The organism is Palaeococcus sp. (in: euryarchaeotes), from assembly GCF_053987695.1.
This window is the reverse complement of sequence record NZ_JBMXHE010000007.1, coordinates 22,250-45,161: the sequence shown is the minus strand read 5'-3', so window position 1 is coordinate 45,161 and position 22,912 is coordinate 22,250. Positions and strand designations below refer to the sequence as shown.

At 45.1% G+C, this 22,912-nt stretch carries 35 protein-coding genes and 1 pseudogene; 5 read left to right on the top strand and 31 right to left on the bottom strand.

All coding sequences use genetic code 11. From position 1 onward, the window contains the following. Position 1: 1 nt before the first annotated feature. From ACXJGZ_RS01085 to ACXJGZ_RS00975, 23 genes are all read right to left on the bottom strand, one after another. On the bottom strand, positions 2–595 hold the full coding sequence (locus ACXJGZ_RS01085) for a 50S ribosomal protein L18 (RefSeq protein WP_293256731.1): 594 nt from the start codon (positions 593–595) through the stop codon (positions 2–4). A 5-nt stretch (positions 596–600) separates the two neighbouring features. Next, on the bottom strand, positions 601–1,053 hold the full coding sequence (locus ACXJGZ_RS01080; protein ID WP_293256728.1) for a 50S ribosomal protein L19e: 453 nt from the start codon (positions 1,051–1,053) through the stop codon (positions 601–603). Then, a complete protein-coding gene (locus ACXJGZ_RS01075; RefSeq protein WP_456397855.1) occupies positions 1,053–1,436 on the bottom strand; it encodes a 50S ribosomal protein L32e in 384 nt (127 codons plus the stop codon). Before ACXJGZ_RS01075 ends, ACXJGZ_RS01080 begins: the two co-directional genes overlap by 1 nt. A gap of 10 nt (positions 1,437–1,446) precedes the next feature. Continuing rightward, positions 1,447–2,001 (bottom strand): 50S ribosomal protein L6, encoded by a 555-nt coding sequence (locus ACXJGZ_RS01070; protein ID WP_456397853.1) that lies wholly within the window; start codon positions 1,999–2,001, stop codon positions 1,447–1,449. A 10-nt stretch (positions 2,002–2,011) separates the two neighbouring features. After that, entirely contained in the window at positions 2,012–2,404 is a 393-nt protein-coding gene (locus tag ACXJGZ_RS01065) for a 30S ribosomal protein S8 (protein ID WP_456321784.1), read from the bottom strand. An 11-nt stretch (positions 2,405–2,415) separates the two neighbouring features. Continuing rightward, positions 2,416–2,586, bottom strand: a complete 171-nt coding sequence (locus ACXJGZ_RS01060; protein WP_293256716.1) for a 30S ribosomal protein S14 — start codon at positions 2,584–2,586, stop codon at positions 2,416–2,418. Between the two features lie 3 nt (positions 2,587–2,589). Further along, the gene (locus ACXJGZ_RS01055; protein ID WP_293256713.1) at positions 2,590–3,132 is read right to left on the bottom strand and encodes a 50S ribosomal protein L5; all 543 of its coding nucleotides are present in this window, start codon (positions 3,130–3,132) and stop codon (positions 2,590–2,592) included. Between the two features lie 11 nt (positions 3,133–3,143). Continuing rightward, complete coding sequence (locus tag ACXJGZ_RS01050; RefSeq protein WP_456321785.1) at positions 3,144–3,890, bottom strand: 30S ribosomal protein S4e; 747 nt, start codon at positions 3,888–3,890, stop codon at positions 3,144–3,146. A gap of 2 nt (positions 3,891–3,892) precedes the next feature. Next, the gene (gene rplX / locus ACXJGZ_RS01045) at positions 3,893–4,255 is read right to left on the bottom strand and encodes a 50S ribosomal protein L24 (protein ID WP_293256708.1); all 363 of its coding nucleotides are present in this window, start codon (positions 4,253–4,255) and stop codon (positions 3,893–3,895) included. Between the two features lie 10 nt (positions 4,256–4,265). Continuing rightward, on the bottom strand, positions 4,266–4,691 hold the full coding sequence (locus tag ACXJGZ_RS01040; RefSeq protein ID WP_293256705.1) for a 50S ribosomal protein L14: 426 nt from the start codon (positions 4,689–4,691) through the stop codon (positions 4,266–4,268). Positions 4,692–4,696: 5 nt separating this feature from the next. Then, on the bottom strand, positions 4,697–5,032 hold the full coding sequence (locus ACXJGZ_RS01035) for a 30S ribosomal protein S17 (protein WP_293256702.1): 336 nt from the start codon (positions 5,030–5,032) through the stop codon (positions 4,697–4,699). Next, positions 5,029–5,406, bottom strand: coding sequence for a ribonuclease P protein component 1 (locus ACXJGZ_RS01030; protein ID WP_456397848.1), 378 nt, complete (start codon positions 5,404–5,406; stop codon positions 5,029–5,031). The genes ACXJGZ_RS01035 and ACXJGZ_RS01030 overlap by 4 nt, the downstream gene beginning before the upstream one ends. Beyond that, positions 5,292–5,591, bottom strand: a complete 300-nt coding sequence (gene yciH / locus ACXJGZ_RS01025) for a stress response translation initiation inhibitor YciH (protein WP_293256790.1) — start codon at positions 5,589–5,591, stop codon at positions 5,292–5,294. The genes ACXJGZ_RS01030 and yciH overlap by 115 nt, the downstream gene beginning before the upstream one ends. 5 nt (positions 5,592–5,596) lie before the next feature. Then, on the bottom strand, positions 5,597–5,797 hold the full coding sequence (gene rpmC, locus ACXJGZ_RS01020; protein WP_456321786.1) for a 50S ribosomal protein L29: 201 nt from the start codon (positions 5,795–5,797) through the stop codon (positions 5,597–5,599). Continuing rightward, positions 5,794–6,426 carry a 30S ribosomal protein S3 gene (locus ACXJGZ_RS01015; protein WP_293256693.1) on the bottom strand — a complete coding sequence of 211 codons (633 nt, stop codon included), beginning with the start codon at positions 6,424–6,426 and terminating at the stop codon, positions 5,794–5,796. Before ACXJGZ_RS01015 ends, rpmC begins: the two co-directional genes overlap by 4 nt. Positions 6,427–6,430: 4 nt before the next feature. Further along, complete coding sequence (locus ACXJGZ_RS01010) at positions 6,431–6,895, bottom strand: 50S ribosomal protein L22 (protein WP_293256787.1); 465 nt, start codon at positions 6,893–6,895, stop codon at positions 6,431–6,433. 11 nt (positions 6,896–6,906) lie between these two features. Continuing rightward, entirely contained in the window at positions 6,907–7,308 is a 402-nt protein-coding gene (locus ACXJGZ_RS01005) for a 30S ribosomal protein S19 (RefSeq protein ID WP_456397846.1), read from the bottom strand. A gap of 10 nt (positions 7,309–7,318) precedes the next feature. Next, positions 7,319–8,038 (bottom strand): 50S ribosomal protein L2, encoded by a 720-nt coding sequence (locus tag ACXJGZ_RS01000; protein ID WP_293256687.1) that lies wholly within the window; start codon positions 8,036–8,038, stop codon positions 7,319–7,321. 11 nt (positions 8,039–8,049) lie between these two features. Further along, positions 8,050–8,310: a 50S ribosomal protein L23 gene (locus ACXJGZ_RS00995; protein WP_293256684.1), complete on the bottom strand. Its 261-nt coding sequence runs from the start codon at positions 8,308–8,310 to the stop codon at positions 8,050–8,052. Between the two features lie 10 nt (positions 8,311–8,320). After that, positions 8,321–9,088, bottom strand: a complete 768-nt coding sequence (gene rpl4p, locus ACXJGZ_RS00990) for a 50S ribosomal protein L4 (RefSeq protein WP_293256681.1) — start codon at positions 9,086–9,088, stop codon at positions 8,321–8,323. Positions 9,089–9,099: 11 nt separating this feature from the next. Further along, complete coding sequence (locus tag ACXJGZ_RS00985; RefSeq protein ID WP_293256678.1) at positions 9,100–10,137, bottom strand: 50S ribosomal protein L3; 1,038 nt, start codon at positions 10,135–10,137, stop codon at positions 9,100–9,102. 1 nt (position 10,138) lies between these two features. Further along, on the bottom strand, positions 10,139–10,912 hold the full coding sequence (locus ACXJGZ_RS00980; protein WP_456397842.1) for a putative RNA uridine N3 methyltransferase: 774 nt from the start codon (positions 10,910–10,912) through the stop codon (positions 10,139–10,141). A gap of 128 nt (positions 10,913–11,040) precedes the next feature. Continuing rightward, entirely contained in the window at positions 11,041–11,511 is a 471-nt protein-coding gene (locus ACXJGZ_RS00975) for a hypothetical protein (RefSeq protein ID WP_293256672.1), read from the bottom strand. Between the two features lie 130 nt (positions 11,512–11,641). On the opposite strand from ACXJGZ_RS00975, the pseudogene ACXJGZ_RS00970 reads away from it, so the two are divergent. The 3 genes and pseudogenes from ACXJGZ_RS00970 to ACXJGZ_RS00960 all read left to right on the top strand — a co-directional run. Beyond that, positions 11,642–11,779, top strand: a pseudogene (locus tag ACXJGZ_RS00970) (IS6 family transposase); the annotation flags it as partial. A 40-nt stretch (positions 11,780–11,819) separates the two neighbouring features. Further along, positions 11,820–12,431, top strand: a complete 612-nt coding sequence (locus tag ACXJGZ_RS00965) for a hypothetical protein (protein WP_456397840.1) — start codon at positions 11,820–11,822, stop codon at positions 12,429–12,431. A gap of 90 nt (positions 12,432–12,521) precedes the next feature. Then, the gene (locus ACXJGZ_RS00960; RefSeq protein ID WP_456397963.1) at positions 12,522–14,174 is read left to right on the top strand and encodes a chloride channel protein; all 1,653 of its coding nucleotides are present in this window, start codon (positions 12,522–12,524) and stop codon (positions 14,172–14,174) included. On the opposite strand, the gene speB is transcribed toward ACXJGZ_RS00960, so the two are convergent. From speB to ACXJGZ_RS00935, 5 genes are all read right to left on the bottom strand, one after another. Then, on the bottom strand, positions 14,175–15,041 hold the full coding sequence (gene speB / locus ACXJGZ_RS00955; protein ID WP_456321789.1) for an agmatinase: 867 nt from the start codon (positions 15,039–15,041) through the stop codon (positions 14,175–14,177). 165 nt (positions 15,042–15,206) lie between these two features. Then, positions 15,207–15,623, bottom strand: a complete 417-nt coding sequence (locus ACXJGZ_RS00950) for a translation initiation factor IF-5A (RefSeq protein WP_293256663.1) — start codon at positions 15,621–15,623, stop codon at positions 15,207–15,209. Between the two features lie 60 nt (positions 15,624–15,683). Continuing rightward, positions 15,684–17,075 (bottom strand): sodium-dependent transporter, encoded by a 1,392-nt coding sequence (locus ACXJGZ_RS00945; protein ID WP_456397837.1) that lies wholly within the window; start codon positions 17,073–17,075, stop codon positions 15,684–15,686. Between the two features lie 156 nt (positions 17,076–17,231). After that, positions 17,232–17,894 carry a 16S rRNA methyltransferase gene (locus ACXJGZ_RS00940; protein ID WP_456397835.1) on the bottom strand — a complete coding sequence of 221 codons (663 nt, stop codon included), beginning with the start codon at positions 17,892–17,894 and terminating at the stop codon, positions 17,232–17,234. 2 nt (positions 17,895–17,896) lie between these two features. Beyond that, positions 17,897–18,979, bottom strand: a complete 1,083-nt coding sequence (locus tag ACXJGZ_RS00935) for a saccharopine dehydrogenase family protein (protein ID WP_456321792.1) — start codon at positions 18,977–18,979, stop codon at positions 17,897–17,899. A gap of 59 nt (positions 18,980–19,038) precedes the next feature. Between ACXJGZ_RS00935 and ACXJGZ_RS00930 the strand changes: the two genes are divergently transcribed. Beyond that, the gene (locus ACXJGZ_RS00930; RefSeq protein WP_456397833.1) at positions 19,039–19,629 is read left to right on the top strand and encodes a metallophosphoesterase; all 591 of its coding nucleotides are present in this window, start codon (positions 19,039–19,041) and stop codon (positions 19,627–19,629) included. Continuing rightward, positions 19,629–20,627, top strand: a complete 999-nt coding sequence (locus tag ACXJGZ_RS00925; RefSeq protein WP_293256648.1) for a hypothetical protein — start codon at positions 19,629–19,631, stop codon at positions 20,625–20,627. Before ACXJGZ_RS00930 ends, ACXJGZ_RS00925 begins: the two co-directional genes overlap by 1 nt. Here ACXJGZ_RS00925 and ACXJGZ_RS00920 read toward each other — a convergent pair. The 3 genes from ACXJGZ_RS00920 to ACXJGZ_RS00910 are packed head-to-tail and all read right to left on the bottom strand — an operon-like array spanning position 20,587 to position 22,883. Beyond that, positions 20,587–21,261 carry a DUF257 family protein gene (locus ACXJGZ_RS00920; protein ID WP_456321794.1) on the bottom strand — a complete coding sequence of 225 codons (675 nt, stop codon included), beginning with the start codon at positions 21,259–21,261 and terminating at the stop codon, positions 20,587–20,589. The genes ACXJGZ_RS00925 and ACXJGZ_RS00920 overlap by 41 nt on opposite strands. Continuing rightward, positions 21,258–21,899 (bottom strand): DUF257 family protein, encoded by a 642-nt coding sequence (locus ACXJGZ_RS00915; RefSeq protein WP_456321795.1) that lies wholly within the window; start codon positions 21,897–21,899, stop codon positions 21,258–21,260. The genes ACXJGZ_RS00920 and ACXJGZ_RS00915 overlap by 4 nt, the downstream gene beginning before the upstream one ends. Before the next feature lie 48 nt (positions 21,900–21,947). Continuing rightward, complete coding sequence (locus ACXJGZ_RS00910; protein WP_456397830.1) at positions 21,948–22,883, bottom strand: NOL1/NOP2/sun family putative RNA methylase; 936 nt, start codon at positions 22,881–22,883, stop codon at positions 21,948–21,950. Between the last annotated feature and the right edge of the window lie 29 nt (positions 22,884–22,912).

Genomic DNA, 22,912 nt, shown 5'->3' with positions numbered 1-22,912 from the left:
ATCACTCTCCAAACTTTTCCTCTATTCTCGCCTTTACCTCATCAAAGTGCTCTGGGAGCTTCTCGGGTTCCAATCCCCTAACAAGGTATCCTCCAAACTGCTTCCTGTAAGCTTCCTCATCCTCTTTGAGCATTTTGGCGTACTCTGCTATGTTCTCTCCCCTTATCCTATCGTCACTTGGATAAATCTCTTCACTGTGCGGTATTTCCAGCCCAGTATCAACCGCGCCCTTAAGCACCGCGAATATGCTTGAGCCCTGGGTTGGTGGATGCAATCCTATGTCTAGGATGGCTCCTTCAATGCCCGCTTTCTTGGCCTTGTAACCTATAAGCAATCCCAAGAGGTAGGCACTAGGTGTGTTTCCGCAGTGCCCCTTCCATCCAAAGTCTCTTACCAGCTCCCTTGTGTGTGCTGAAACGAGTGTTTTGTCCCCATTTGGATCGTAAATCACAATCTGAGCTATGTGATGATTCAGGGTTTTTCTCACAACCAATCTTGGCTTGCCCGATTTAAGTAATGCAAGCCTCTTGTGATAGTTAGTCTTACCTTCCCTCCTCCTCCTGAAGGGAACTCTATATCTCGGTCCGTGAGCCATTCATATCACCTCTTCAATATCCCTCTCTCTTCCATGAACAGATAAAGCTGGTGCTTTGTCTTGAACTGTCCACCTTTAGCCCTAATATACAAACGACGGTAGGTGTGTGCGTCAAGCTTACCCTCTTCTCTGAGCTTCTTGAGCTCCTTCCTGAGGGCTCTTATGGTCATCATCCACTTCTCCTTCTTGCCCATCCTTGCGGTCTTCTTACCCTTCCTGCTGCCGTGCCCCCTGTGTCTTCCCTTCTTCTTTGCTTCCTTTCTAAGCTTGGCCCTGTAGGTGCTCTGCCCCTTTATCGCCTTCTTTTTGATAACTCCCTCACCTATGAGCCTTCTAATATCCTCCCTTGTAATTGCCGCTTCAACATCCTCAATCCTCTCAGGGTCAATCCAGACCCTGTTCTCGCCACATTTTAAAATCTCGGCAGCAATTCTCCTTTGCATCTTAAGCATGTCCATCACACCCTCGCATTCAATACTTTAATCCCTAATTCTTTAGTTCTCTCAATTATCAGCGCTCTCTTCCTTTTTCCCACAGCCGCGGCGATTCTTGCTGCCTGCCTTGTTGGATCCAATGCTTCAAGCTCCTTGAGGTTGTGCACCAGAACATCCTCATACCCACTCGGGTGCAGACCGCGAACTAGCTTTGGTGAGCGCCATCCAATGCTGACGACCTCTGGCTTGCCCTTCCACCTCATCCTCATCTTGCTATCTATTCCCTTTGGTCTGCGCCATTTGAGGTTGTTCTTAAACCTTGGGTACCTCCACCATTCCTGCCTGTAAAAGTCAGGCTTCTTCCTCTTGATGTTAGCCCTCAATTTTAAGAGTCTCGCTTTCTCCATTGCTCTCACCTCAGAACTTTATAGGTTTACCACCCTTATCAACGATGTAGATACCATCTTGGAAGACCCTTCTATCCCTGTATCTGACTTTTGTTGCCTGCTCAATGTTCGCTGCTGTCTGACCCACGGCTTCCTTGTCTATTCCTTCCACCGTTATCTCCTGTCCATGAACCTTAACCGTAACACCCGGAAGTATCTTGGCTTTTCTTGGAGCATTCTCACCAAGGAAGTTTTCAATCACAACCATGTCCCCTTGGACCTTTATGGTCATTGGGAAGTGGCTGTAAACCGCTTTAAGCTTGTATTGGAAGCCTTCCATAACGCCTTTAATCATGTTGTTTATGTGGGCCTTGTACGTCCTTGCGATTGCGATGTCCTTTCTCCTTGGGAACTCCTTGTAAATTACTACCTTGCCATCTTCCTCAAGGATTTTAACGCCCGGATAGTCAAACACTCTCTCCAGCTCCCCCTTCGGGCCTTTAACCTTCACAAGATTACCGCTAACTTCAACGTTTACTCCCTCTGGAATCTCAACCTCTTCCCTTACCCATGCATCAACTGGCATCTTTCTCACCTCAGTAGACGTAGGCTATTAACCTTCCACCAATGCCCTTCTCCCTGGCTTCTTTATGAGTCATAACGCCTTGGGATGTTGAGACTATCAGCAGACCGAAGTCGAATGCTGGCAAAAAGCGCTTCTCCCACTTTTCATATTCCATAGCTTTGACAGGGAATCTCGGCTTTATGGCACCTGTTCTATTGATCTTTCCTCTGAGCTCTACCCTGTAAATTCCGGCCCTTCCATCATCGATAAATTCAAACTCACCTATGTATCCGTTCTGCTGCATAACTCTAAGCACTTCTCCTATGAGCTTTGAGGCTGGCTTAAGGTAAACCTCCCTCTTACCAACCTTCTCGCTGTTCGTAATATGTGACAATGCATTTGCCAAAGGGTCAAGTAAAGTCATCTTTTACCACCTCACTCGTACTTCTTAAAGCCCAACTTGGGAGCCATCTCTCTAAAGCAGTGCCTGCACAGCATCAAACCCTGTATCCTAATAACGGGGCCGTACTGCCCGCATCTAACACATCTTCTCGCACCCTTACCAAACTTCCTAACTTTGCGCTTGTTGTAATCAGCCTTAGCCATCTATCATCCCTCCACAATCTGCACACCAAACTCCTCTTCCATGAAGACTATTCCCTCATCTTTTGTAAGCTTGTGCCTCGTTGGGATGTGGTGCCTTCTCCTTCTCCTCTTTGCAATCCTGAAACCTGGTCTCTCCAGTGTAACGCAGACGTCCATGCCAAATATACCGATCTCCGGGTCGTATTCAACACCGGGTATGTTTATGTGTTCCTTTATCCCAAAGCACAGATTTCCGTGCTCATCGAAGCTTGAAGCCTTTATCCTGTTGTCAACAGCCGCAAGAAGCTTCTTCAACATTTTCTCTGCCTTCTCACCCCTAAGGGTAACCTTAACAGCGATGGGCTCACCACGCCTGATTCCAAAGTCCCTGTTGGTTTGCTTGGCCCTCCTCCTAATGGGCTTCTGGCCGACCAGGGCTTCGAGCATCTTCTCAGCCTTGGTTAGGCGCTCTCCGCTCTCTCCAACCCCAATGTTGATTGTAACCTTAGCCACTTTGGGCTTCCTCATTGGATGAGCTTCCCAGTCCTTCAATATAGCTTCCTTCATCTCGCTTCACCTCATGGTAATGAAATCTTTGGAGACTCTTTTCCAATAACAATTGTGTATTCTTTCAATGTATCAAAGAGCTCTCCTTCCTCGTCCTCGACTGTAACGACATCTGGCCATCCCATTGGGAAGCGCCTTACCTCTACTACCTTACCCTTCCTTGCAACGTTCTTACCCTGGGTAACGAAAACGTAGGCGCCAACCTCAAAGGGGATAACCTCGACTATTTCTCTCTCCGGCACCTTTATGAGAAGCGTGTCGTAGGTGTGGAATGCATCCTTCGTCTCATCTGTGAGTGAGCTGAGCCTGATCAGGTGGTTGCTTCCGTCATGAAGATTCAGCTGCAGGTTGCCCCCTTTAACCATGCGCTTGTTGTATATTTTCAACGGCTTGATCTTGGCTTCTTCTTCGCTTATCTTGTGGAGGATGAGCTTTCCAAGCCTGTTTGGGAATACTCTGTAGTGCTCTCCTATCTCGGGGATTGAAACCACATCCATGATACCCACGGGGAAGCGGTAGTCCCTCCTGACTTTACCGTCCACAAGGACTTTGCCCTCATTGAGTATCTTCTTGACTTCTTTACCTGTTTTAGCATAACCCAGATAGTCTCTAATTATGTAAATCAAGGGAATTGATGTCCTCATGTTATGGGGACCGGGAGTTGGTCTCACAGCCCATTTATACTTCTTGCGCTCAATATACCACTGAGTTGGAGCCGCCAATCTCTTAAGGTGTCTCCTAGCACCTTTCTTCGCCATATTCAAGCCCTCCTCTCAATTATTTTCTCTCTCCTCTCATCTTCAAGATTAAGTTCAACTATCATAACGTTTGAGGGGTGTACTGGATAGAAAACCTCAGTTCCATTGACCTTCTTTTGAGTAGCTCCTTCTATGTTAATCCTGTATCTCTTTAAGTCGACTTTCACGACTTTTCCTTCATGTCCCCTGAAGTCTCCCCTCATTATCTTGACCTTGTCCCCTGTTCTGACTGGCATGTTCTTAATGCCATATTTCTTTCTGAGATCCTCTGAAAGAGGGGCGCTCATTATCTTCTGCCTCAGGTGAAGAGGAGCATTATACAAAAACTTCCTCTGCTTCTTTGGCTGCTTACTCTTAATCTTCATCACTCTCACCTCACAGTATCGTGCTCGCTATACTTCCCAATCTAACCCACTTCTCAGCGGCTTCCCTTGCAACTGCACCTCTAATTTCGGTCCCCCTTGGAACGCCCTCGGGGGTAACAACAACCGCTGCATTATCCTCAAATTTAACCCTCATCCCATCCAAGCGCTTGTATTCCTTTCTCTGCCTGACTATGACCGCTCTAACAACTTGGTGCCTTATGTCGGGCCTTCCCTTCTTGACTCTCGCTATTACCATATCTCCAACGCCTGCACTTGCCAGCCTTCTTCTCGTACCCTTGTATCCAACGACACCAATGATTTGGAGGATTTTAGCACCTGAATTGTCAGCGCACTTCAAATAAGCACCAACCGGCAATGCCCTAGTTGGTCTAACCGGGCTTAAACCTCTCGTAGCACCCGCACCTTTCTTCGCCATCTAGCTCACCTCTCCTCAGCTTTTTGTGTAATGGCAACGACAACAAAGTTCTTTGTTTTGCTCAATGGCCTTGTCTCCGCAATTAAAACCTTATCACCGGCTTTTGCGTCTATGCATTCCGGATTGTAAGCATGGATTCTGCTTCTTCTGAGCTCATAACGCTCGTATTTTTTGAGGTAGCTGTAGTGCTGCATCTCAACTGTTACGCTCTTCTTACCCTTGGCGCCTACGACTATTCCTTCAAACACCCTACCGTGAATCTTCAAATTCCCGTGCCATGGGCATTTTGGATCATTGCAAGTTTGTTCCGGGGGTTTTACACCCAATCCGATGTCTCTCATTTTCTCCACCTCTTTTTCAATCTCATCTCAGGTCTTCCAATCAATTCTTTCCCATCAACCATGATCTCTTTATCGCCAACCTCAAACGCAATCTCAACCTGATCCTTGGGGACGGTATAGAGCTTATCCCCCAAGATTTTGAGGGTGTTTTTTGTCTCGTCAATCACGACTCCCTCTATGTGCATAAACCCCTGATGAGGGCTTTTTATGATTTTTGCTTTTAGTCCTATGAGTTCATGCCATACTATGTTTTTTGGAGTCACTCGATCTCTATCAGGTCTTCTGAAAATCCAAGTTCTACCAACAAGCGTTTCACCTTGTCTCTGTGGTCTCCCTGGAGCTCGATTCTTCCGTCTTTTGCGGTTCCTCCGCATGCCAGCTTCCCCTTAAGTTTTTTTGCGATTTTATCCAGGTTGAACTCCTTCTCATCTATGCCCTCGATTATTGTCTTGAGCTTCCCGTAGCGGGCTTTTTCAATGTAGACTCTAATCCTCTGCTGCTCCTTGACGACTTCCTTAAACAGCATCTCATCAATGGGGTTTACAATTCTCGGCATTATTTACCTCACCTTTTTTCCCTAAGCTTTTCATTTCTTATTGTTAACAGCCTGGCTAAATCCCTTCTAAGGGTTCTAATCTGCATCGGGTTTTCCATGGAGGTGCCCATGGTGAGCATACCCCTCTCCTTTGCAAGCTCTATCCTAACCTCTTTAATTTTTTCGTTGATTTCTTCAATGCTCATTTCCCTAATCTCACTCGTCTTCATTGCTCGCTCACCTCTTCGACTATCTCCTCACTCTTATCAAGGATCTCGATTTCATCCGGGAGTTTTGCTTCTGGTGGGAGTATGCTTACTTTCACGCCCATAACACCGAGCTTTAGGATTGCTTGGGAGTATCCCTTTGAAACAAGCGTCTCGGCGGGGTTTCCAACCTTGGCGAGATAACCCTGATAGAAGCGAACACTCTTAGCTCTCTCGCCCGTTAGCTTTCCGCTGATCCTGATCTCGACACCCCTAGCACCGCCCCTGTTCATTATTGCCCTTATAGCTGAGTACGCGGCTCTCCTGAAGTGCACTCCCTTCTCAAGTGCTTGTGCCAGTCTCACAGCCTGGACTTTTGCATTTAAATAAGGATTCTTGATTTCCTCGACCTCAATCTGCGGGTTTTCCAAACCATAATCCCTCTCAAGTATTCTCGTGAGCTGCCTGATCTTTCTTCCTCCCCTTCCAATTACGTAGCCGGGGCTTGCTGCAAAGATAACAACTTTAGTTCCCAGTGGTGTCTTCTTGATATCGAGACCACCGTATCCAGCTCTCCTCAACTCTTTCTCCAGGTACTCGTCGATGAGCATTTCTTTAATGGCCTCCTTAACGAAATATCTCTCTATTGCCATTCATTCACCCCCTAATCTCCTCAACCACAACCTCAAGGTGTGTTGTCTGCTCGTTGAACTGTGTTGCCCTTCCGAAAGCCCTTGGAATGTATCCGGGAAGTTTTGGTCCCCTGTCAGCTTTTATATGGATGATTCTAAGTCTATCGGGATCAAGACCCTTCTGCTCTGCATTGTTTCTAACGTTGTGGAGGAGCTTTAGTATGGCTTTTGAGACCTTAACCGGATATCTACCTGGTCCAAAGCCCTTTCCTCTCTTGTGTCCCTGTGAGTCATTAAACCTTCTCACCGGAACGGGTCTCTTAAGGGCCACAACTTCCTCCAAGTACCTGATGGCATCGTTAACCATCATTCCCCTCACAGCATTGCAGACCTCAATTGACAATTTGGGTGACATTCTAAGATCCCTGGCCTGAGCTTTAGCCATTCTCTCAGGGTCAAAATTTTTGAAAGAGTAGTAGCGCTTAACCATTTCCACTCACCTCACTTGACCGCTACGAACATTGATGACCTAGTTGCACCAACACCAGGTGAGCCGTGTTGGACTACCTTTCTAGTAAGGGCAAATTCTCCCAGATAGTGTCCTATCATTTCGGGTTTAATTTCAATTGGGACGAACTCTTTTCCGTTGTGAACGTGGATCGTCATGCCAACCATTTCGGGGAGTATAATCATGTCCCTGCTGTGGGTCCTTATGGGCTTCTTGTACTTGCCCTTCTTGGCAAGCCTGATCTTCCTAATGAGTTTCTTCTGATCTTGGGTGAAGCCTCTCTTAAGGCTCCTCCTTGCTCTTGATGGGAACAGCGCCGCTACCTTATCAAGGGGCATGTTAAGAAGTTCCTCAAGCTTATAACCGCGATAAACAAATCCCTTCTTCCTAGCCATCTTTCCCACCTCACTTCCTCACTCCGGTTCTTCTCGCTGCTATATGACCAACTTTCTGACCTGGAGCAGCTCTTCTTGATATGGTGCTTGGTCTTCCGATGTGATGCTCTTTACCACCGTGTGGGTGGTTAACTGCATTCATCTTAACACCTCTTGGCTTTGGCCAGAACCTGTTTCTTGCCTTCATAATGTAGTAGGCTTTACCTGCTTTAACGATTGGTTTCTCAAGCCTTCCACCGCCGGCGGCTACACCAATCGTAGCCCTGCAGTCCGGCTTAAAGCGCTTGAGCTCACCGCTCGGAAGCTGGACTATCACTCTATCCGCCTCTCTTGAGACGACCAAAGCATATGTTCCTCCTGACCTCACGTATTTTCCTCCATCTCCAGGAACGCCTTCTATGTCATAGACATAGGTACCCTCTGGAATCTTGGATAGCGGGAGTGTATTTCCTATCTTCACAGGAGCGTTTGGCCCCACATAAACCTCCTCTCCAACCAGGAGCCCCTCAGGGGCAATTATGAGCTTTTCAACTCCGTTTTCAAACTTAACCCTTGCAACAGGAGCTGTTCTTCCGGGGTCGTGGAGTATCTCAACGACCTTACCGGCGAGTGTTTTCTCCTTTGTTATGCTCAATGGAATGTACCTAACCTTGCCCCTGTATCTGTGAGATGGAGCTCTAAATGTTGGGCTTCCCTTACCTCTCCTCTGTTGAATTAAACTCTTACCCATCCTCACTCACCTCAGAACAATCCTATCCTTGCAGCAATTTCACTTGCATTATATTCAGGCTTCAGCTTAACATAAGCCTTCTTTTCTCCCTTCATCGTGATCTGCGTGTTCACCTTTTCGACCTTGACATCGTATATTTCTTCCACGGCTCTCTTTATGTCGCTCTTTGTCGCTTTTTTATACACTATAAACGTGAGCTTGTTTTCGGTTTCGATCAGCGAAACTGCTTTTTCTGTGACCACAGGCCTTACAATAACCTTAAGCGGGTCCATCTATCTCACCTCAACCATATATCTCCCTTAACCTCTCAATTGCACCCTTTGTCCAGATTGTTAATCTTCCTGGATGTGTACCTGGAGCCAGGAACTCCACACCCAAGTTATCCACGACAACGACATCAACACCTGGATGATTTCTCGCCCCCTGTATTATGCCTTCGTTCTTGGCAACCACCACCAAGGGACCCTTTGCCTTTTTGTACTTCCTTCCCCTCATCTTTCCTTTACCTGCTCTGATCTTCCTGTTCCTCTTTGCCCTCTCTATATCCTGCCATACCCCAAGTTTCTTGAATATCTCCCTCGTCTCGGCGGTCTTGAAGACCTTCTCCAGATCATCGGCAACTATCAGCGGAACCTGAGGAATGCCGTCAATAACATGACCTCTCTCTTTAACGAGGTCTGCATTTGCTGTAGCCGCTATGGCGCTCATCAAAGCCAGTCTTCTCTCCTTCTTGTTTATCTCTTCCCTCAAGATTTTTTCAACCTTTGGTGGGTGGGTTCTCCTACCACCCCTTGCAAAGGGAACGAATGCAGCGAACCTCGGGGATGTTTTCATTCTCTTAACCCTAGCCATTCCGTGACCTTTTCCTATTGACTCAGCGCTTGTTCTCTTACCTGCCATTGGGTCGGTTCCCCAAGGCTGGATTCTGTGTGTCCATGATGCTATTACAGCCCTCCTGATCAAATCGGGCCTAAAGGGTGTTTGGAACACCTTCGGCAGTTCAATTTCTTCAACCGGCTCGCCATTTAAAGAGTAAACGTGAACCTTCATAATACCTCACCTCACTGTTTTGACTCCCTACTTACATATGTTATTTGTGGAGCTTCAACTGCTGGTCTTCTTGCAGGTGGCCTAATCGCAGGCCTGAATCTAATTATTCTCTTAATTGAACCCGGCAAAGTCCCTGCAACCATCACAAAGTCGCTTCTAACCACACCGTAGTGGGGGAAGCCACCCTTTGGTGTGATCTCTATCTCTTCATCACCGAGCTTCAGCTTACCGTTCTCTCCTATCCTCAGCAATCTCTTGTTATACTCCGTTCTCGTGTGGAAACCCATCTGGCCTGGCATTGGTACCGTCCACATGACCCTCGTTGGGTGCCATGGACCTATTGAAGCAACCTTTCTCCTCGCCTTGCTGTCCTTGTGTGACCTGAGCTTGACGCCGAACCTCTTTATGACTCCCTGGAACCCTTTACCCTTTGTGACAGCTATCACGTCGAGAAGCTCTCCTTCCTTTAGAACCTCCCCGGCTCTTATTTCCTTTCCGACTTTCTCCTTGAGGTAGGCAAACTTCTCATTGACACTGCTTCCGCCCACAGCATACTCCATGACATCGGGCTTTTTCTTGAGCTTGATGAGCCTTGGCTGGGTGTGAACCAAAGCCCTTACCTCAACAATTTCCCCGGCGTTAATCATATCCTCGAGCTCTCCAAGCTTCTGCTGGAATGCTTCCTCATTGTAATTCTTTGGAAGGGTCTTTATCCTTCTCTTGAGGTCGCCGTTTAGGTTTGGTGCCCAGACCTCCGTAGCGGTCTCAAGGCCAAGATAGCCCTGCTTGTAAGCTCTAATTCCATAGACCACCATAGGCGGAACTTCCACTACCGTAACTGGAACAAAGATTTCCTTTCCATTTGTGAGCCTTCCGGGCCAGTCATCTATCATCAAGACATGCGTCATTCCTGCCTTGTATCCTGCAAATCCCAAGAGCCTGACTTCCTCAGTTTGAGGCCACCTCTTAATCCTAGGGACTATACGCTTAGCCCTCTTCCTTGGAGCATAGCCCAATGAACCTCTCCTTGGTCTGCTAATTCTTCCCATCTCAATCCCTCCTTATGAAATTAAATATTGCCAAAGTCGCCAATATGGCTTCTTCAGTTCTAACGGTTTGCGTTTTTTGATTGGGAATTGTGTTGAGGATTAAATCAAATCTGTAATCCTCATTAAACTCTCTCAATATTTCAAGCACGCCCTTTCTCGGGGAACCGAACACGATTCCAATGTTCCCCGCAAGCTTGAGTTCAGCCTTCCTCACGTCCTTCCCCTTTCGGGAAGTCGCTATTGCAACATCCAGCCTTGCCCTTTTAAGGGTTTTAGCAAGGGTTTTTTTGCTTAGATGCACCTTATACCCCCAGTATTCTTCCGGTCTTGCCGGAACAACACGTAGGGGGCGTTTGGAGACTATTTTAAAAGTATACCTCCCTTCCAATCCCTTGCCCTCCACGAGAGCAAGTTCATCAAGACCGATGTCCGCATAAGTCTTCCCCTTTTTAACTATTACGCCCTCTCTGATTTCACCGATTCTTGGTTTTCGCTTGAGCTTGTGATGGGGCGTTCTTAGAGGTGGTATCACGCCCGCATATTTGAGCTCCTCTCTGATGGGAAACAGGTATTTACGGAGATACTGAGGTGTTTCCGCATATTCAAGCACGAGCTTTATGAAATCTCCGTCCCTTCCACCAGCTCTGTAAATCCATATGTGCTCGACGCCAAATATTGAAGCCGCCCTTGCGATCTGACCCACTTTATAGGTTCCAATTTTTGGATCTCTGCTTTCCTCAAGGAGCGAATCGGGGATGAATATGTTCCATGTCATCAGTGCTCACTACTTACTCTATTATCAAAGCTGATGTTGAGTAAAAGAGATTGATTTAAAAGGCTTTCGAACTCTTCCACCCTCAGATACCTTCCCCACCATACAAAATTTTTGCAAAAAATAAAAGGCTAGCCGAAGAAGGCTCCCATCATGTCCATCTGCTCTTCTGAGAAGCTTTTAACCTTAAATTCTGGCATCTGTGGAATTAACTCCTCATACCTTGCCCCATCAATCTTTTCGACGGCACCATCCCTAACATGAAAAGCCCTGACAATCCTTTCACTCTTGTATGCCACCAGGAATTCCCCGGTTTCAACATCCTCCATCTTCACGAATATTGCGTTTCCACCGGTGTAGGGTTTTTTGCACTTGAATGGGAAGCTCGCAGAGTTGAGCATGGCATCTCCAAGGGCAGTGTTGGCCTTCTCTCCATTGATTTCAGTCCAGAACTTAACGCCCTCAAAATCGCCCTCAACCACAATCAAAAATCTAACTCCACTGAGCTCAACTATTGGAGCTCCATCCCTTTCCATAATCTCAAAAAGGCCTTCAATCGTTTCAGCATTTCTCAAACTCCCAACAAATCCCTCAACTTTCATGTCAATTCCTCCAAGAATAGTTAAACTCAGTGCTTAAAAAGCTTGAGCTTCTTCTTTGGGATACTGTCAGGATAAGCAGTAGGTATTAGGTTTAAATATCGGATAATACTTCAGAAAAAAGAGGGGGACAATGAAAGCTGAAACCATCATATACTGGGTGGTTTCAGCCTTAAAACCCTTTCGCCGGAATAAAATCCCAATAAAAAAGAAAATCAGAGCAATCGAATTATATCTGAAAGGCCTCAGTTACCGCCAAATTTCAGAAATATAGGATCAGTTAAATTTTTAATTCTACCTTCCTATTTTCAATGGTGATCGCTATCAGAGAGAGGCAGATAACATATATATCAATTTTAATCGTCTTCATCGGCTTTATAAGTGCCCTCATGTACAGGAGGGTGGATCATATATACCGGACACTTGTGGCTTTAGTAGGACTCTCCATACCACTAATCTTACACAAAAAAGCATCAGATCCGCCAAAAAAGCTGGAACCTGTTTTGATACCATTGTATAACGAAAAAACAATGATGATCCTGGGAATATTCATAGCAATCCATGTTTCTCTGGTAAATGTCCCCTTCACGACGATGGACCTCTTCCACAAGGAGTGGACGGATGCAGATATGATAAGTCACTTTTTGGGCGGGTTGACTGTATGGCTGATTTTAACTGAAATCCTGAATCACCTCAATTTGAGCGAGAGAAAAACCATAGAATATTCCTTTCTCATATTTATAGCCGCGTGTGTGGGATGGGAGATTGCTGAGAAGCTGAGTGAGAGTGAGATAAGCTTCATTCATGAAACCCTTCTTAACAAGGCAAGGGATCTGGTCATGGATGTCTTGGGTGCCCTTTTCGGACTTCATATAGTCAAAAACAGGGGTTATCCCTTTGAACTGAATCATGACATTAGATAGATTTTTATTGTTCTCCTCTCACTCTAGTTTGTGAGGGCAAGAACTAAAAGCTACATAAAGAAGTGGCTCATAGTTTTGATTTTCTCCATAATGGCGGGCTTAGTCGGCGGATTAGGGGCAATTTTTTTCAGAATTCTTATACGGTGGTCACATGGGTTCTTCTTCGGTGTTATACTCCCGGGGATCACGTATGAAGTCCATGGCTACAACCTTGGCTATATTCTAATCCCTGCATTCGGCAGCGTAATAGTTGCACCGCTCATAAAAAAGTTCCCGGATCTCAAGGGGAATGGAATTCCCGAGGTCATAGAGGCGGTCATATTCAAAGAAGGACGCATAGAGAAGGAATTCTCAATTTTAAAGGTCATAACGACATCAATAACAATCGGCTCTGGAGGAAGTGTCGGAAGGGAAGGCCCCATCGGTTTTATCGGAGCATCTCTAGCTTCGATAATAACCTACCGCTTTCATCTGGAGCCGGAGATGAAAAAGCTCCTAACAACATGCGGACTTGCTGCAGGAATAGCGGGAACCTTCAACACGCCTCTGGCAGGTGCCATGTTCGCCCTGGAGGTAATTTACATGGGTGCTTTCTCCATAAACATGGTCCCCATATTCCTGGCTTCGGTAACGGGTAACGCCGTGACCCTTGCAATTTTAAAGAGAGCCTTTGAAATACCAATCTCCCTGAACATAGGGCACACTCTGGTGGAGCTTGTATTTTTCTTTATAATGGGAATTCTCTTCGGAATCCTTGCCGCGTCCTATGTGAAAGCTCTCCACTGGTCCATAGAAAGGCTTGAAAACCTGCCGATCCCCCTAACTTTAAGACTTATAACGGGAGCACTCGGTGTTGGGGTAATAGGGATGTTCCTCCCGACATATGGCATCTTTGGAATTGGATATAATGGAATGGAAATGGCAGTTGTCGGTGCCCTCCCTCTCACCCTCCTCCTCATACTCGGAATCGCCAAGATGCTGGCAACTTTATTCACCCTCTCCTCGGGGCATAGCGGTGGAATATTCGCCCCCAGCCTCTACATCGGAACCATGTTTGGAGCAGCCTTTGGTGTTGTGCTGAACATGCTCTTTCCGGGTTTAGGAATTAATCCATCGGCATATGCCCTAGCAGGAATGGCTGCATTCTTCAGCGGCTTAACCCAAGCTCCTCTCACCCAGATTTTAATGATAACTGAATTAACGAGAAGCTATTCCCTCCTTCCCGCGGTTATGACCTCTTCCACAATTGGATTTCTAACTGCAAGGGCAATACTTCAGGGGGACTCGGTATATACTTTAAAGCTTAAGCGTAAGGGAATGCACGTAACGACAGGAAAACCCCTTATCCTGGAGATGATCTCTGTTAGGGAGATAATGACGAAAAATCCTGTTTATGTCTATGAATGGCAGACCCTTTTGGAGGTTGAGCACTTGGTGGGAGAAACGGGACACGACTGCTTCCCCGTGGTTAATGAAAATCTCGAGGTGCTCGGCATAGTTGGAATCAAGGATTTTCTGAACAGGAGCTCCCAAATTAAATCACTGCCTGTAAAGCACTTCTTGAGGAAGAAATACGCCACAACATGCCCCAATGAAACGGCGGAAGAGGCATTTAAGAAGCTCATGGAATACGACCAGAATCTTCTACCCGTTGTGGAGAAGGGAAAGCTTGTTGGAGTAATAACAAAAAGGGACATTTATACCGCATACTACAAAGGACTGGAGGGAATGTACCTCGAATAGCTATTTTCCAAACCTTGCTATTGCCCCCATTATGTAAAACAATAGCTTTGAAGCTGTTAAAGCCGTTATGTCCCCAAGCTCCATACCCGCGACTTCCATTATATCAATTCCCGCAATTTTTTTGTTTTTAACGAGCCATTCCAGCGCCTTCACAACCTCCCAGAATCTCAAGCCGCCTGCTTCGGGAGTCCCCGTGCTCGGAACCATCGAGAGGTCAAAGACATCTATGTCAATTGATAGATAAACGGGCTCCGGGAGTTTTTTAACAATCTGCTTGAACTTGTCGACATCGTACTCTCTGGCATGCACCCATCGAATTCCCTTCTCCCATGCATAGTCAACCTCTTCCTTTATCCCGCTTCTTATTCCGAATTCCGCAATGTCCACATCAAGTTCCGAAATCCTGCGTGCAACGCAGGCATGATTCCAGGGGTTCCCTTCGTATTTATCCCTCAAATCAAGATGAGCATCAAAGACCACATAGCTCGCTGGCATTAAAGCTTTAACAGGTGCAAACGTCATTGAGTGCTCACCGCCTAGAAGAATCGGGATTGCCCTAGGACTAACCTCTTTAATCTCTCTGATCGTTTCAATACCCCTCTTAATTGTTTCAAGAACATTCCCCGCCACTATATCAAGATCCCCTATGTCAGCTATCTTAAGCTCCGCCAAATCTATGTCGTAGTCCAGTATATAGCTCTCAAGATTCATAGTGGCTTGCCTGATCAGGGTTGGTCCAAACCTTGCACCCGGCTTATATGAGGTCGTGGAGTCAAAGGGTATACCGAATATTATAAAATCAGCATTTTCCGCCTTATTAAATGGGAATTCCAGCTTGAGCGTTTCGTATGTATAGAGGAAATCCACATTCCCACCTCCCTAATACCTGCAGTTCAGCTAATTATTTAAGGCTTTGCAGTACTGCCAGAATAACAGCGCAGGTTTTATCCCAAACAGGGAATATTTACGGTAAGTTTTATTACAGGATACAAAAGTAAACATGCCCCAACGAAAAGGATAAAAAATAGGGCTTCACTCGCCCTCTCCCTTGTATTTCATTATCTTTATCCTTCCAAGGGTTTCCCAGTATTCAACGTTGATGCCCTCTGTGAGCTTGTCCTTAACTGCATCGTCAACTCCACTTTCAATTGGGACATCAAATGTTTCGTATGTCTCCATGTCCATGATCTGCACTGTATCCGGCGTCATTGCTATGATCTGTGCCGTCCTCTTGTCTATGATTGGAACATCAATTTCCGCGCTTGTTGGCTTAACAATGCTCCTAGTTCTCTTATCAAAAATTCCCACCGCGTCAATCCTTGCCTTTGCTGAGCCGTGCTTTCCGGGAGAAGATATGGATATGTTCACTATCCTGCATGGCTCGTCGTCAATAATAACATACCTCCCAACCTTAAGTCTTCCAACCTGAATCTTTGTCTTATCTCCCATTTCCAAGCCCCCTTTTAATACTCATTCCACCTTTTGAAAAACCATTTATTAGGTTTTTGTTCACCTCCGGGTTTTGAGAAGGAAACTATTGAAGACCACAGGTATCAGAAATATCAAGCCCACAATGGCTCCGAGCTTGGTGTAAAGAGCTCCCCTCGTGAAGATAAAGTAAAGCTCGAGTAGTCCAAGCAGGAAAAGCATGACACCAATGACACCAGCCAGATTCTTCGTACCTTCTCCAAATGCCTTTGATGTGGTTATTATGGGGAGTGCTTCAATTCCCGCCATTAAAAGTATAATGCTAAAGGGAATCTCCAGCAGAATTGCCTTCAAAGGCTCCACATGCATAAGAGATAGAAGCAAAATGGAAATTATTGTTACTGCAAATATGCCCCTCCTTCTCCCGAGCTGTAGAACCTCGGATGCCGCTTGTCCTCCCATTTCTATGAGCAAGATTATTGTGGTCAACCCAGCGAAGTATATAGAGAGCATTAGAAGCAGTACAATCTCGGAAGCCCCTTCCACTCCCCCCATCCTGAGTACGAGGGGTATTGTATAAACGGCACGTATCGAATCCCGAACCGGAGCTGTTGCATTGGTGGTGTATTTTAAAAGAGCATTAAATGGTTTATAAAGATTTAATGATTTCTCGGGTGCTTCTGACAGATTTGTAAAACTTGCTCTATAGCTTTGATGTGCAAAACCAAGGGAGTAAGCAACTGCAAGAGCTGCAGCAAAGCTCAATAGAATCTGGAGTATAACAACGCCCACTATTATTTTTTTGGTGTTAAGCTCCTCTGGCATGAAGCTTCCCAATATGTAGTAGAAGCCGACGCCCATACCAAGGCTTGTGAATGTAATCAGGAGAATCTGGAGAATGCTGGAAAAGGTTATAGGATGATTAAAGGACTTTAGAGATTCTATGGTGGATTTTAGGTATATAATAGAAGATTCATTTGTTATTTGAGCGGCGGCTTCGTTCCTAATGAAAATGACTGCAGCTAGGAAGAAGATTATGAAGAGAACTGAAACTATGGAAATGAATTCCAGTGTCTTTCCTTTAGCCATCAAAAGCAGAAGTGCTGAAATCAAGAGTGTTAATATCCCAAAGAGTATTATATACTCCCTCGCCAGATTTAAAGCTTCAACAAGTGCCATGCTTGAATAATAAGCGGTTACGGTTAGAACCACAGTTAAAAATAGTATGAGGGTGAGGGCAACGCCTGGAGTTCTCGATGACTTTACAAAAAACTCATACATCCTGTATTTTGTCCTTTTTGTGCTCTCCATCTCAAGAACTATGAGCACCAGTGCGAGGGATATCAGGACAAGGGATATCAAAAGCCCTTTTAAACCTAAGGTGATTAGATATTTTGGCATCAGTATAAAGTTCCATATACTCACCATATAAGCCACAATCAGAAAAACCATGAATATATTAAGCCTCCTCATTTTTAGCCCTCCTTATTCTTGTGTTGAAAATTGGTTAAAAGCAATATAAAAGAGTATCGTCACGGTTTCACATGCTGTTGGGAAAGAATACTTTTGATAATGCCATAAAAGAGGATAAAACCACCCCCGTCAAGCTTATCCTAACAGTATGCGGCTTCAAAAGATAGAAAAATTTTCATAGTTCACAAGGACTTCATTGAGAACTGCCCAAGCCGTGAGACTACCTTTGTATATGCTGATCTTCCTTCCCACAGGGAGATTTCTAAAATCTCCATGAGGAAAGCCTCCTATAACAACAACAGGGGTTTTAAAACCAGATAAGATTCTCCCAAGCTCTATAGGTTTTATTAGCTCTCCCCCCTCATGCATTATAAAGACTTCATCAGGATGAATTTCATGTATCAGCTCTTCTAAACTTTTCTTCTCAAGCTTCAAAAGCTCAATTCCCTCTGGAACTCTCTTCCTCTCAAATAAATCCTCCATCAAACCTATGAATCTATTGTAGTTCTTTGGGATCCTGGTCTCGGGCTTGACATAAATCACCTCATCATTTCTCGTATGAATATAAACCCTCAGCTTCCCCTCCTTATTGAGAGGGCTTTCAAGAGCGTTTATAAGGCAAAAATGAACTATGTCCGGTCTTCCTCTCCTTTCACCATTCTCAAGCCTTCTGAGTGCCTTATAATGATATGTGGCATCCAGAATGAGCTTCTCCGGTTTCTTTCGCCTTTTTCTTGCATGGCTCAAAATTGCGGAATGATTGGAAATCTCCCTCGGTACAAGCTCAAGTTCGCTCTCTGCTATGACAATGTGAAGCATCCCTACACCTCTTTAACTATACGCCTGCTTTCTTCAAGTTTAATCCCTCTCTTCTTTAGTTCCCCAATAACAAACTCAAAAGCATCTTTTCTCATCCCTATAAGCTCAGGAGGTACGATTCCAACTGTACATTCCTTTTCAGCTGCAAGGCGTGCAATGGCTGCGGCTGTAAAGCCCGTTACTCTAGCCATGGAAGAGAATTCCTTGGCTTCATCGTACATCATATATTCAATCTCCTCCAAGCTCCCCTCTCTCTTTCCCCGACCGTAAACCTGCATTATGGAGAAATCTTTGCTTTCATACATCATGAGGGGGGCTATGACCTTGAGTGTGAAATCTATGTTCTCCTCCTTGAAAAATCCAAGTTCTCTGAGCAATTTCATCTTTTCAAGATGCCCCTTCCAGCGAAGGGTTCTCTCCTCAAGCGTGCCCGCTTTTATGCTCCTTAAGGCTGTCCTGAGTCCATCGCTCGGAAACTCTTCAAATTCAAAGTGATCCAACACTACCTCTCCAATTTCTTCGAGAGGATCAACCTCAACCAGCTTTCCATTCCTTATAAGACGAGCTTTCCTTGTGTACTCTTCAATCAAATCATATGGAGACCAGGTGATCTTATAATAAAGAGGAGGTTTTGGCTCCTTGGGAAGTCCTCCCACCCGTATTATGCCCTCTTCGAGCCTATCCAGCTCCTGATATATCCTCCCCAGCAGAATATGGCTCAATCCGGGAGCAAATCCTGCATCGACAACTATACTTATCCCAGCTTCTTCAGCCTCTTTGCTTAACTGCCAGGGATCTTCAGGCATAAATGAGACGTCCACCATGTCTCTCCTAGCTTTTATTGCCGCTTTTAGCGTCATAAATCCAAATCTCCCCGGCAAAGCACCAACTATAAGATCAAATTTCTCCATAACCTGAAGAAGTTCGTCAAAATTGGAAGCATCAATTTTCAGGGAATTTGCGAACTTCTCAATCTCCGCAAGCTTCTCCCTGCTGTTATCTCCAACCCACACCTCAAAATCGCTGCTAAGGTCATATGCAATTGCCCTTCCAACGTTTCCAGCGCCTAACACAAGTATCCTCATGTTCTCACCCACAGGATTTAGCATAAATGTATATAAATCCCTTTCGAAGAGGAGGAAATATGATATCCCTTAACATTTCAAGATTCTTCAGAAGGGGAAAAAGACTGGATGAAATTGCGGAGAGCAGAGAAATAAAGATAATGCACATAAGCGACACACCGGATAACATATACCCCTTTCTCCTGAATATAATCGAGAGGACAAAACCTAACTATATAATTCACACCGGGGATCTTGTGGACAATATCAAGCTCGAGAGAAAGCCGGAGCTTAAGGATAGATACAGAAAATCCCTCAAGAGCATTTTACACATACTCGAGAATTCGGGCGCTCAGGTGTATATAGTCCCCGGAAATGAGGACGATGAAAATATTTTGAAAGAAGTTGCGAAAAATAGTAAAATTCTGTTTCCAGGAAGCATTTTAGAAATAGAAGGGCTTAAATTGGCATTGGGTCATGAGTTTAGAGATGTTATAAAGATTGATGCTGATTTAAAATTATACGGGCATAATTTTAAGGTTATACTTAAAGGTCTGAATGGGGTTTTAAATGTAAACTTCATTCTCCTCCCAAGCAGGAAAATTGTAAAGATTAAATACCCCGATGGCACAAATTTTGAAAGGGGATACAAAATGATGAGGGGATTATGATGAGGTTGCTTCGCTATGGCCCCTCTCTCGTCTTCCTGAGAACCTCAAATGTTGAAGATGGGGAGGAGTTTCTGAGCAATGTATTTGGAATTCAAAAGCTTTCGGTGGATGATGCATGGAATCAGAGTAACGAGCTTCAAACACTAGCTTTTGTAACCCCTGTGGAGGAATGGAAAACAATTCTTAACTTAAAGAGAGGGACATTTTTAGTAAAAATGAGATGTGACAGCTTCCTAAAGGAGCTTTTAAACTCAAAGGCTCCTTTTGATAGAGTAAATCTGGGCCCTCACATAATAATCCTCAGGATTCCAGGTGACATCGAAAAGGCATTTAGTTTTATAAAAAAGAGATATAACGCTTTTGAAACCAGCTTTGCAAGAGGGGTTAATGAAGGAGAAGAAAGAGATACGCTTCTTCTGGTGACGGATAAGAAGATCAACGCTCCTTTAAACCTGAGGGAGCTTAAGGGAAGCTTCATAATAAATGAGGATTTTATCCATGTTTACAGAACCTTGAGGCTGGATCTACCGGTGTTGATGTATAAAACACTTCCCGAGGGTTGGAAAGAAATCACAATTAGGATCTACGATACGAACAAGCGATATGAAGAAAACATAGAGCGCCTTTTGCTCGTTCTGGAGGATCTGGACTTGGGGTTCGTGGTTAGCGAAGGGTGGGATTGGGATTATCCGAGACCATTCATGAGGATAAGGGTTTACAAAGTCAAACTAATAACTTGGGAGGATCCATTGAGAATTAAGTTCCTGCTGAAAGGGCTTGAGTACCGGGGGTACAATCGCTTTGCGGACATAGACGTCTTCTCCGAAGGAAAGAAGATATCATGGACCTCCATCTCAAGGGAGTATAACTCAAAATTTGAGCTCTCAAAGGCTGCACGGGAAGAACTTGAGAGCTTCTTAAGTGAGGATGCCCGGAAAAAGCTACATGCAATAGAGGCTAAACTTTTAGAGAAGCAAGCTCCTCAAGATGAACTCTGAATTCCTTCCCGTACTCTTCAGGCTTTGGAGATTTCTTTATTTTTGCAATCATAACTCCTTTTTCATGCTTGATCTCTACTACACGAGTGGACGCCTCCTCCATGTGCGCCAAAAAGCTCGAGAGTGCTAGTTCGCGGTTAACAAAGTAAACTGCAATTCGGTTCCCATGTCCAAGAAAGCTCTCGATAACGTTCCCGAGATATAGAGGAAATATTGATGCATCCACCTGATCAAGATTCACAAGCTTTTCGACACCGAGGAGAAAGGTTATGGTGAAGTCATTTTTTTCATAGTATTCCCTCAAAGCTTTTAGAAATGACGTCATATATACATGAGGATCTTCATAGACCTCAAATTTCTTGATCACATTCCCTATTTCTATTGCACCTCCCGCCTTTATAACATCTAAAGAATCCAGAAATTCTGTATTCTCACCGAATGCTTCCAAATTTTTCTTTATAAGGAAGAGTGTATCCAGAACCTCCACTATTAAAATGGAAGGATTACAAGGCTTCACCATACTCAGGAGGCTCTTGAATATCATATGAATTGGATCAGTGGACGAATGCTCCATTAAAATGGTCTCCCCATGCTCCACGGACTCAATATAACTCAAAAGCTCACTCAAACTCATACTTCCACCTCCATTCCTATCTCAGAAAACCTTGGAGATTTTTTGACATGGAGAACATTCCCCGCTTTATTAATCCTCAAAATTCTGGTAGCAGATTCTTCCCATGATTGAAGGGCATATTTATTTAAGAGGTCTACATTGGCGAAGAGGATTGATATCCTGCCCTTCTTTGCCATGGCAGCTCTTACAACCTTCTCAAAATATCTCTCCAAAAGCCAAGGATTCTCCTGAATTGGGATCAAAAACTTGCTGGCACCGAGCACGATAACAACTACCTCCCTGTCCCCCACCTCATCAAAGAAAGGCTTCACTATTCTGCCATAGCTTACCAGGTGAATATTCAGATCCTCCACAACTTTTGTTCTCCCTAAAATCCTGCCCTCTTCTACTCTCCCTTCCTCCTTGACAACGGGAAGCTCATCAACGAAAGAAGTATCATATCCCATGAACCTCAACTGTTCCTTAAAAACGTGAAGAGTGTCGAGTATATCCACGATTAAAACGGGGCGTCCTGTATCCTTTGCCCATGAGACAATCGAGTAAAATGTCAGCTCCGGGTGGGATAGGGGAGAATACTCAACTAAGACAGCCTCTCCATCCCCAACCTCCTTTAAAAACTCACCAAGCTTCATCCTCATCTCACCCCTTAAAATAAATAGAGCGGTTATCGTTTAAATTTTTTGCGTTCAAATTCCTGTTTTTTCAATCTTTGCAATGAAGAATCCCGTCGTCCCATGTCTATCCGGATAGAATCTTCTCGCTTTGCTTATTTCCTCACTTAGTTTAACTCCAAAAGGCTCTGTTAGAGCGGGCTCTCCATACTTCAGGGGGAGCAGCTTAACATCAAAATTATCGAGAACCCATTGAATTACGAACTCATTCTCCTCAGGCTCAAGGGAGCACGTCGAATAAACCACGATTCCGCCGGGTTTCAAATTCTCAAGTGCCACACGGAGCATCTGCATTTGAAGCCTCTGGCAGAACCGGATATCCTCCATCGTTCTGCTGGACTTCCTCTCCGGATTTTTGTGTATGGTGCCGCTTCCCGTGCATGGGGCATCGAGGAGAATTTTGTCGAACTTAATTCCAAGCTCTCCCATGTGAAGCGAGGATCTGTGGAGTAGAACAGTGTTGATAACACCCAAGCGCGAAAGGTTGAGCCTCATTTCCCTAAGCCTTTCCTCATCAACATCAAAAGCATATATAATCCCCCTGTTTTTCATGAGCTGGGCGAGATATGAAGTTTTACCTCCCGGGGCCGCTGCCATATCCGCCACAACATCCCCCGGCTTTGGTTCAAGGGCGACGGGAGGATACATGGAAGAAGCCTCCTGAATGTAGAGCAATCCCCCAAGATACTCTGGGGTTGATGTTATCGAAAAGGCCTCCTTTGTGAGGCAGAAGCCTTCCCTCGCCCATGGGGCTCTTCTAAACTGGAAGCCTTTCTTGTTGAGCATCTTTGTGAGTCTTGGAACTTCAATGCGGAGTGTGTTTACTCTAAAACACCTCGGAAGCGGCTTTTCCATGGCTTCAGCTATTTTCAGGGCGCGCTCGCCCCATAGCTCATAATACCTTTCGGCGAATGTCTTTGAATATCCGAGGGAAAATAAACGCTCGATCATATAGAAGAGTTCGAGAGAAGAGATTTAAA

What these genes read in the sequence shown, in the direction of transcription:
- ACXJGZ_RS01015 (WP_293256693.1), bottom strand. Translation starts at nt 6,426, where the DNA reads ATGGCAATAGAGAGATATTTCGTTAAGGAGGCCATTAAAGAAATGCTC.
- ACXJGZ_RS00995 (WP_293256684.1), bottom strand. Translation starts at nt 8,310, where the DNA reads ATGGACCCGCTTAAGGTTATTGTAAGGCCTGTGGTCACAGAAAAAGCA.
- ACXJGZ_RS01085 (WP_293256731.1), bottom strand. Translation starts at nt 595, where the DNA reads ATGGCTCACGGACCGAGATATAGAGTTCCCTTCAGGAGGAGGAGGGAA.
- ACXJGZ_RS01070 (WP_456397853.1), bottom strand. Translation starts at nt 2,001, where the DNA reads ATGCCAGTTGATGCATGGGTAAGGGAAGAGGTTGAGATTCCAGAGGGA.
- ACXJGZ_RS00940 (WP_456397835.1), bottom strand. Translation starts at nt 17,894, where the DNA reads ATGCTTCACATTGTCATAGCAGAGAGCGAACTTGAGCTTGTACCGAGG.
- ACXJGZ_RS00965 (WP_456397840.1), top strand. Translation starts at nt 11,820, where the DNA reads ATGGTGATCGCTATCAGAGAGAGGCAGATAACATATATATCAATTTTA.
- ACXJGZ_RS01080 (WP_293256728.1), bottom strand. Translation starts at nt 1,053, where the DNA reads ATGGACATGCTTAAGATGCAAAGGAGAATTGCTGCCGAGATTTTAAAA.
- rpl4p (WP_293256681.1), bottom strand. Translation starts at nt 9,088, where the DNA reads ATGAAGGTTCACGTTTACTCTTTAAATGGCGAGCCGGTTGAAGAAATT.
- ACXJGZ_RS01000 (WP_293256687.1), bottom strand. Translation starts at nt 8,038, where the DNA reads ATGGGTAAGAGTTTAATTCAACAGAGGAGAGGTAAGGGAAGCCCAACA.
- ACXJGZ_RS01040 (WP_293256705.1), bottom strand. Translation starts at nt 4,691, where the DNA reads ATGGCGAAGAAAGGTGCGGGTGCTACGAGAGGTTTAAGCCCGGTTAGA.
- ACXJGZ_RS00945 (WP_456397837.1), bottom strand. Translation starts at nt 17,075, where the DNA reads ATGAGGAGGCTTAATATATTCATGGTTTTTCTGATTGTGGCTTATATG.
- ACXJGZ_RS01005 (WP_456397846.1), bottom strand. Translation starts at nt 7,308, where the DNA reads ATGGCTAGGAAGAAGGGATTTGTTTATCGCGGTTATAAGCTTGAGGAA.
- ACXJGZ_RS00920 (WP_456321794.1), bottom strand. Translation starts at nt 21,261, where the DNA reads ATGAGTTTGAGTGAGCTTTTGAGTTATATTGAGTCCGTGGAGCATGGG.
- ACXJGZ_RS01035 (WP_293256702.1), bottom strand. Translation starts at nt 5,032, where the DNA reads ATGAGAGACATCGGATTGGGTGTAAAACCCCCGGAACAAACTTGCAAT.
- ACXJGZ_RS01030 (WP_456397848.1), bottom strand. Translation starts at nt 5,406, where the DNA reads ATGCGGAGGAACCGCAAAAGACGGAAGAATCGAGCTCCAGGGAGACCA.
- ACXJGZ_RS01050 (WP_456321785.1), bottom strand. Translation starts at nt 3,890, where the DNA reads ATGGCGAAGAAAGGTGCTAGGAGACACCTTAAGAGATTGGCGGCTCCA.
- ACXJGZ_RS00975 (WP_293256672.1), bottom strand. Translation starts at nt 11,511, where the DNA reads ATGAAAGTTGAGGGATTTGTTGGGAGTTTGAGAAATGCTGAAACGATT.
- ACXJGZ_RS01075 (WP_456397855.1), bottom strand. Translation starts at nt 1,436, where the DNA reads ATGGAGAAAGCGAGACTCTTAAAATTGAGGGCTAACATCAAGAGGAAG.
- ACXJGZ_RS00930 (WP_456397833.1), top strand. Translation starts at nt 19,039, where the DNA reads ATGATATCCCTTAACATTTCAAGATTCTTCAGAAGGGGAAAAAGACTG.
- ACXJGZ_RS00925 (WP_293256648.1), top strand. Translation starts at nt 19,629, where the DNA reads ATGAGGTTGCTTCGCTATGGCCCCTCTCTCGTCTTCCTGAGAACCTCA.
- ACXJGZ_RS00950 (WP_293256663.1), bottom strand. Translation starts at nt 15,623, where the DNA reads ATGGGAGATAAGACAAAGATTCAGGTTGGAAGACTTAAGGTTGGGAGG.
- ACXJGZ_RS00935 (WP_456321792.1), bottom strand. Translation starts at nt 18,979, where the DNA reads ATGAGGATACTTGTGTTAGGCGCTGGAAACGTTGGAAGGGCAATTGCA.
- ACXJGZ_RS01055 (WP_293256713.1), bottom strand. Translation starts at nt 3,132, where the DNA reads ATGAAGGAAGCTATATTGAAGGACTGGGAAGCTCATCCAATGAGGAAG.
- ACXJGZ_RS01065 (WP_456321784.1), bottom strand. Translation starts at nt 2,404, where the DNA reads ATGACTTTACTTGACCCTTTGGCAAATGCATTGTCACATATTACGAAC.
- ACXJGZ_RS00980 (WP_456397842.1), bottom strand. Translation starts at nt 10,912, where the DNA reads ATGACATGGAACATATTCATCCCCGATTCGCTCCTTGAGGAAAGCAGA.
- ACXJGZ_RS01060 (WP_293256716.1), bottom strand. Translation starts at nt 2,586, where the DNA reads ATGGCTAAGGCTGATTACAACAAGCGCAAAGTTAGGAAGTTTGGTAAG.
- ACXJGZ_RS00960 (WP_456397963.1), top strand. Translation starts at nt 12,522, where the DNA reads ATGGCGGGCTTAGTCGGCGGATTAGGGGCAATTTTTTTCAGAATTCTT.
- rplX (WP_293256708.1), bottom strand. Translation starts at nt 4,255, where the DNA reads ATGAAGATTAAGAGTAAGCAGCCAAAGAAGCAGAGGAAGTTTTTGTAT.
- rpmC (WP_456321786.1), bottom strand. Translation starts at nt 5,797, where the DNA reads ATGAAGACGAGTGAGATTAGGGAAATGAGCATTGAAGAAATCAACGAA.
- ACXJGZ_RS01010 (WP_293256787.1), bottom strand. Translation starts at nt 6,895, where the DNA reads ATGGTTAAGCGCTACTACTCTTTCAAAAATTTTGACCCTGAGAGAATG.
- ACXJGZ_RS00910 (WP_456397830.1), bottom strand. Translation starts at nt 22,883, where the DNA reads ATGATCGAGCGTTTATTTTCCCTCGGATATTCAAAGACATTCGCCGAA.
- ACXJGZ_RS00915 (WP_456321795.1), bottom strand. Translation starts at nt 21,899, where the DNA reads ATGAGGATGAAGCTTGGTGAGTTTTTAAAGGAGGTTGGGGATGGAGAG.
- ACXJGZ_RS00985 (WP_293256678.1), bottom strand. Translation starts at nt 10,137, where the DNA reads ATGGGAAGAATTAGCAGACCAAGGAGAGGTTCATTGGGCTATGCTCCA.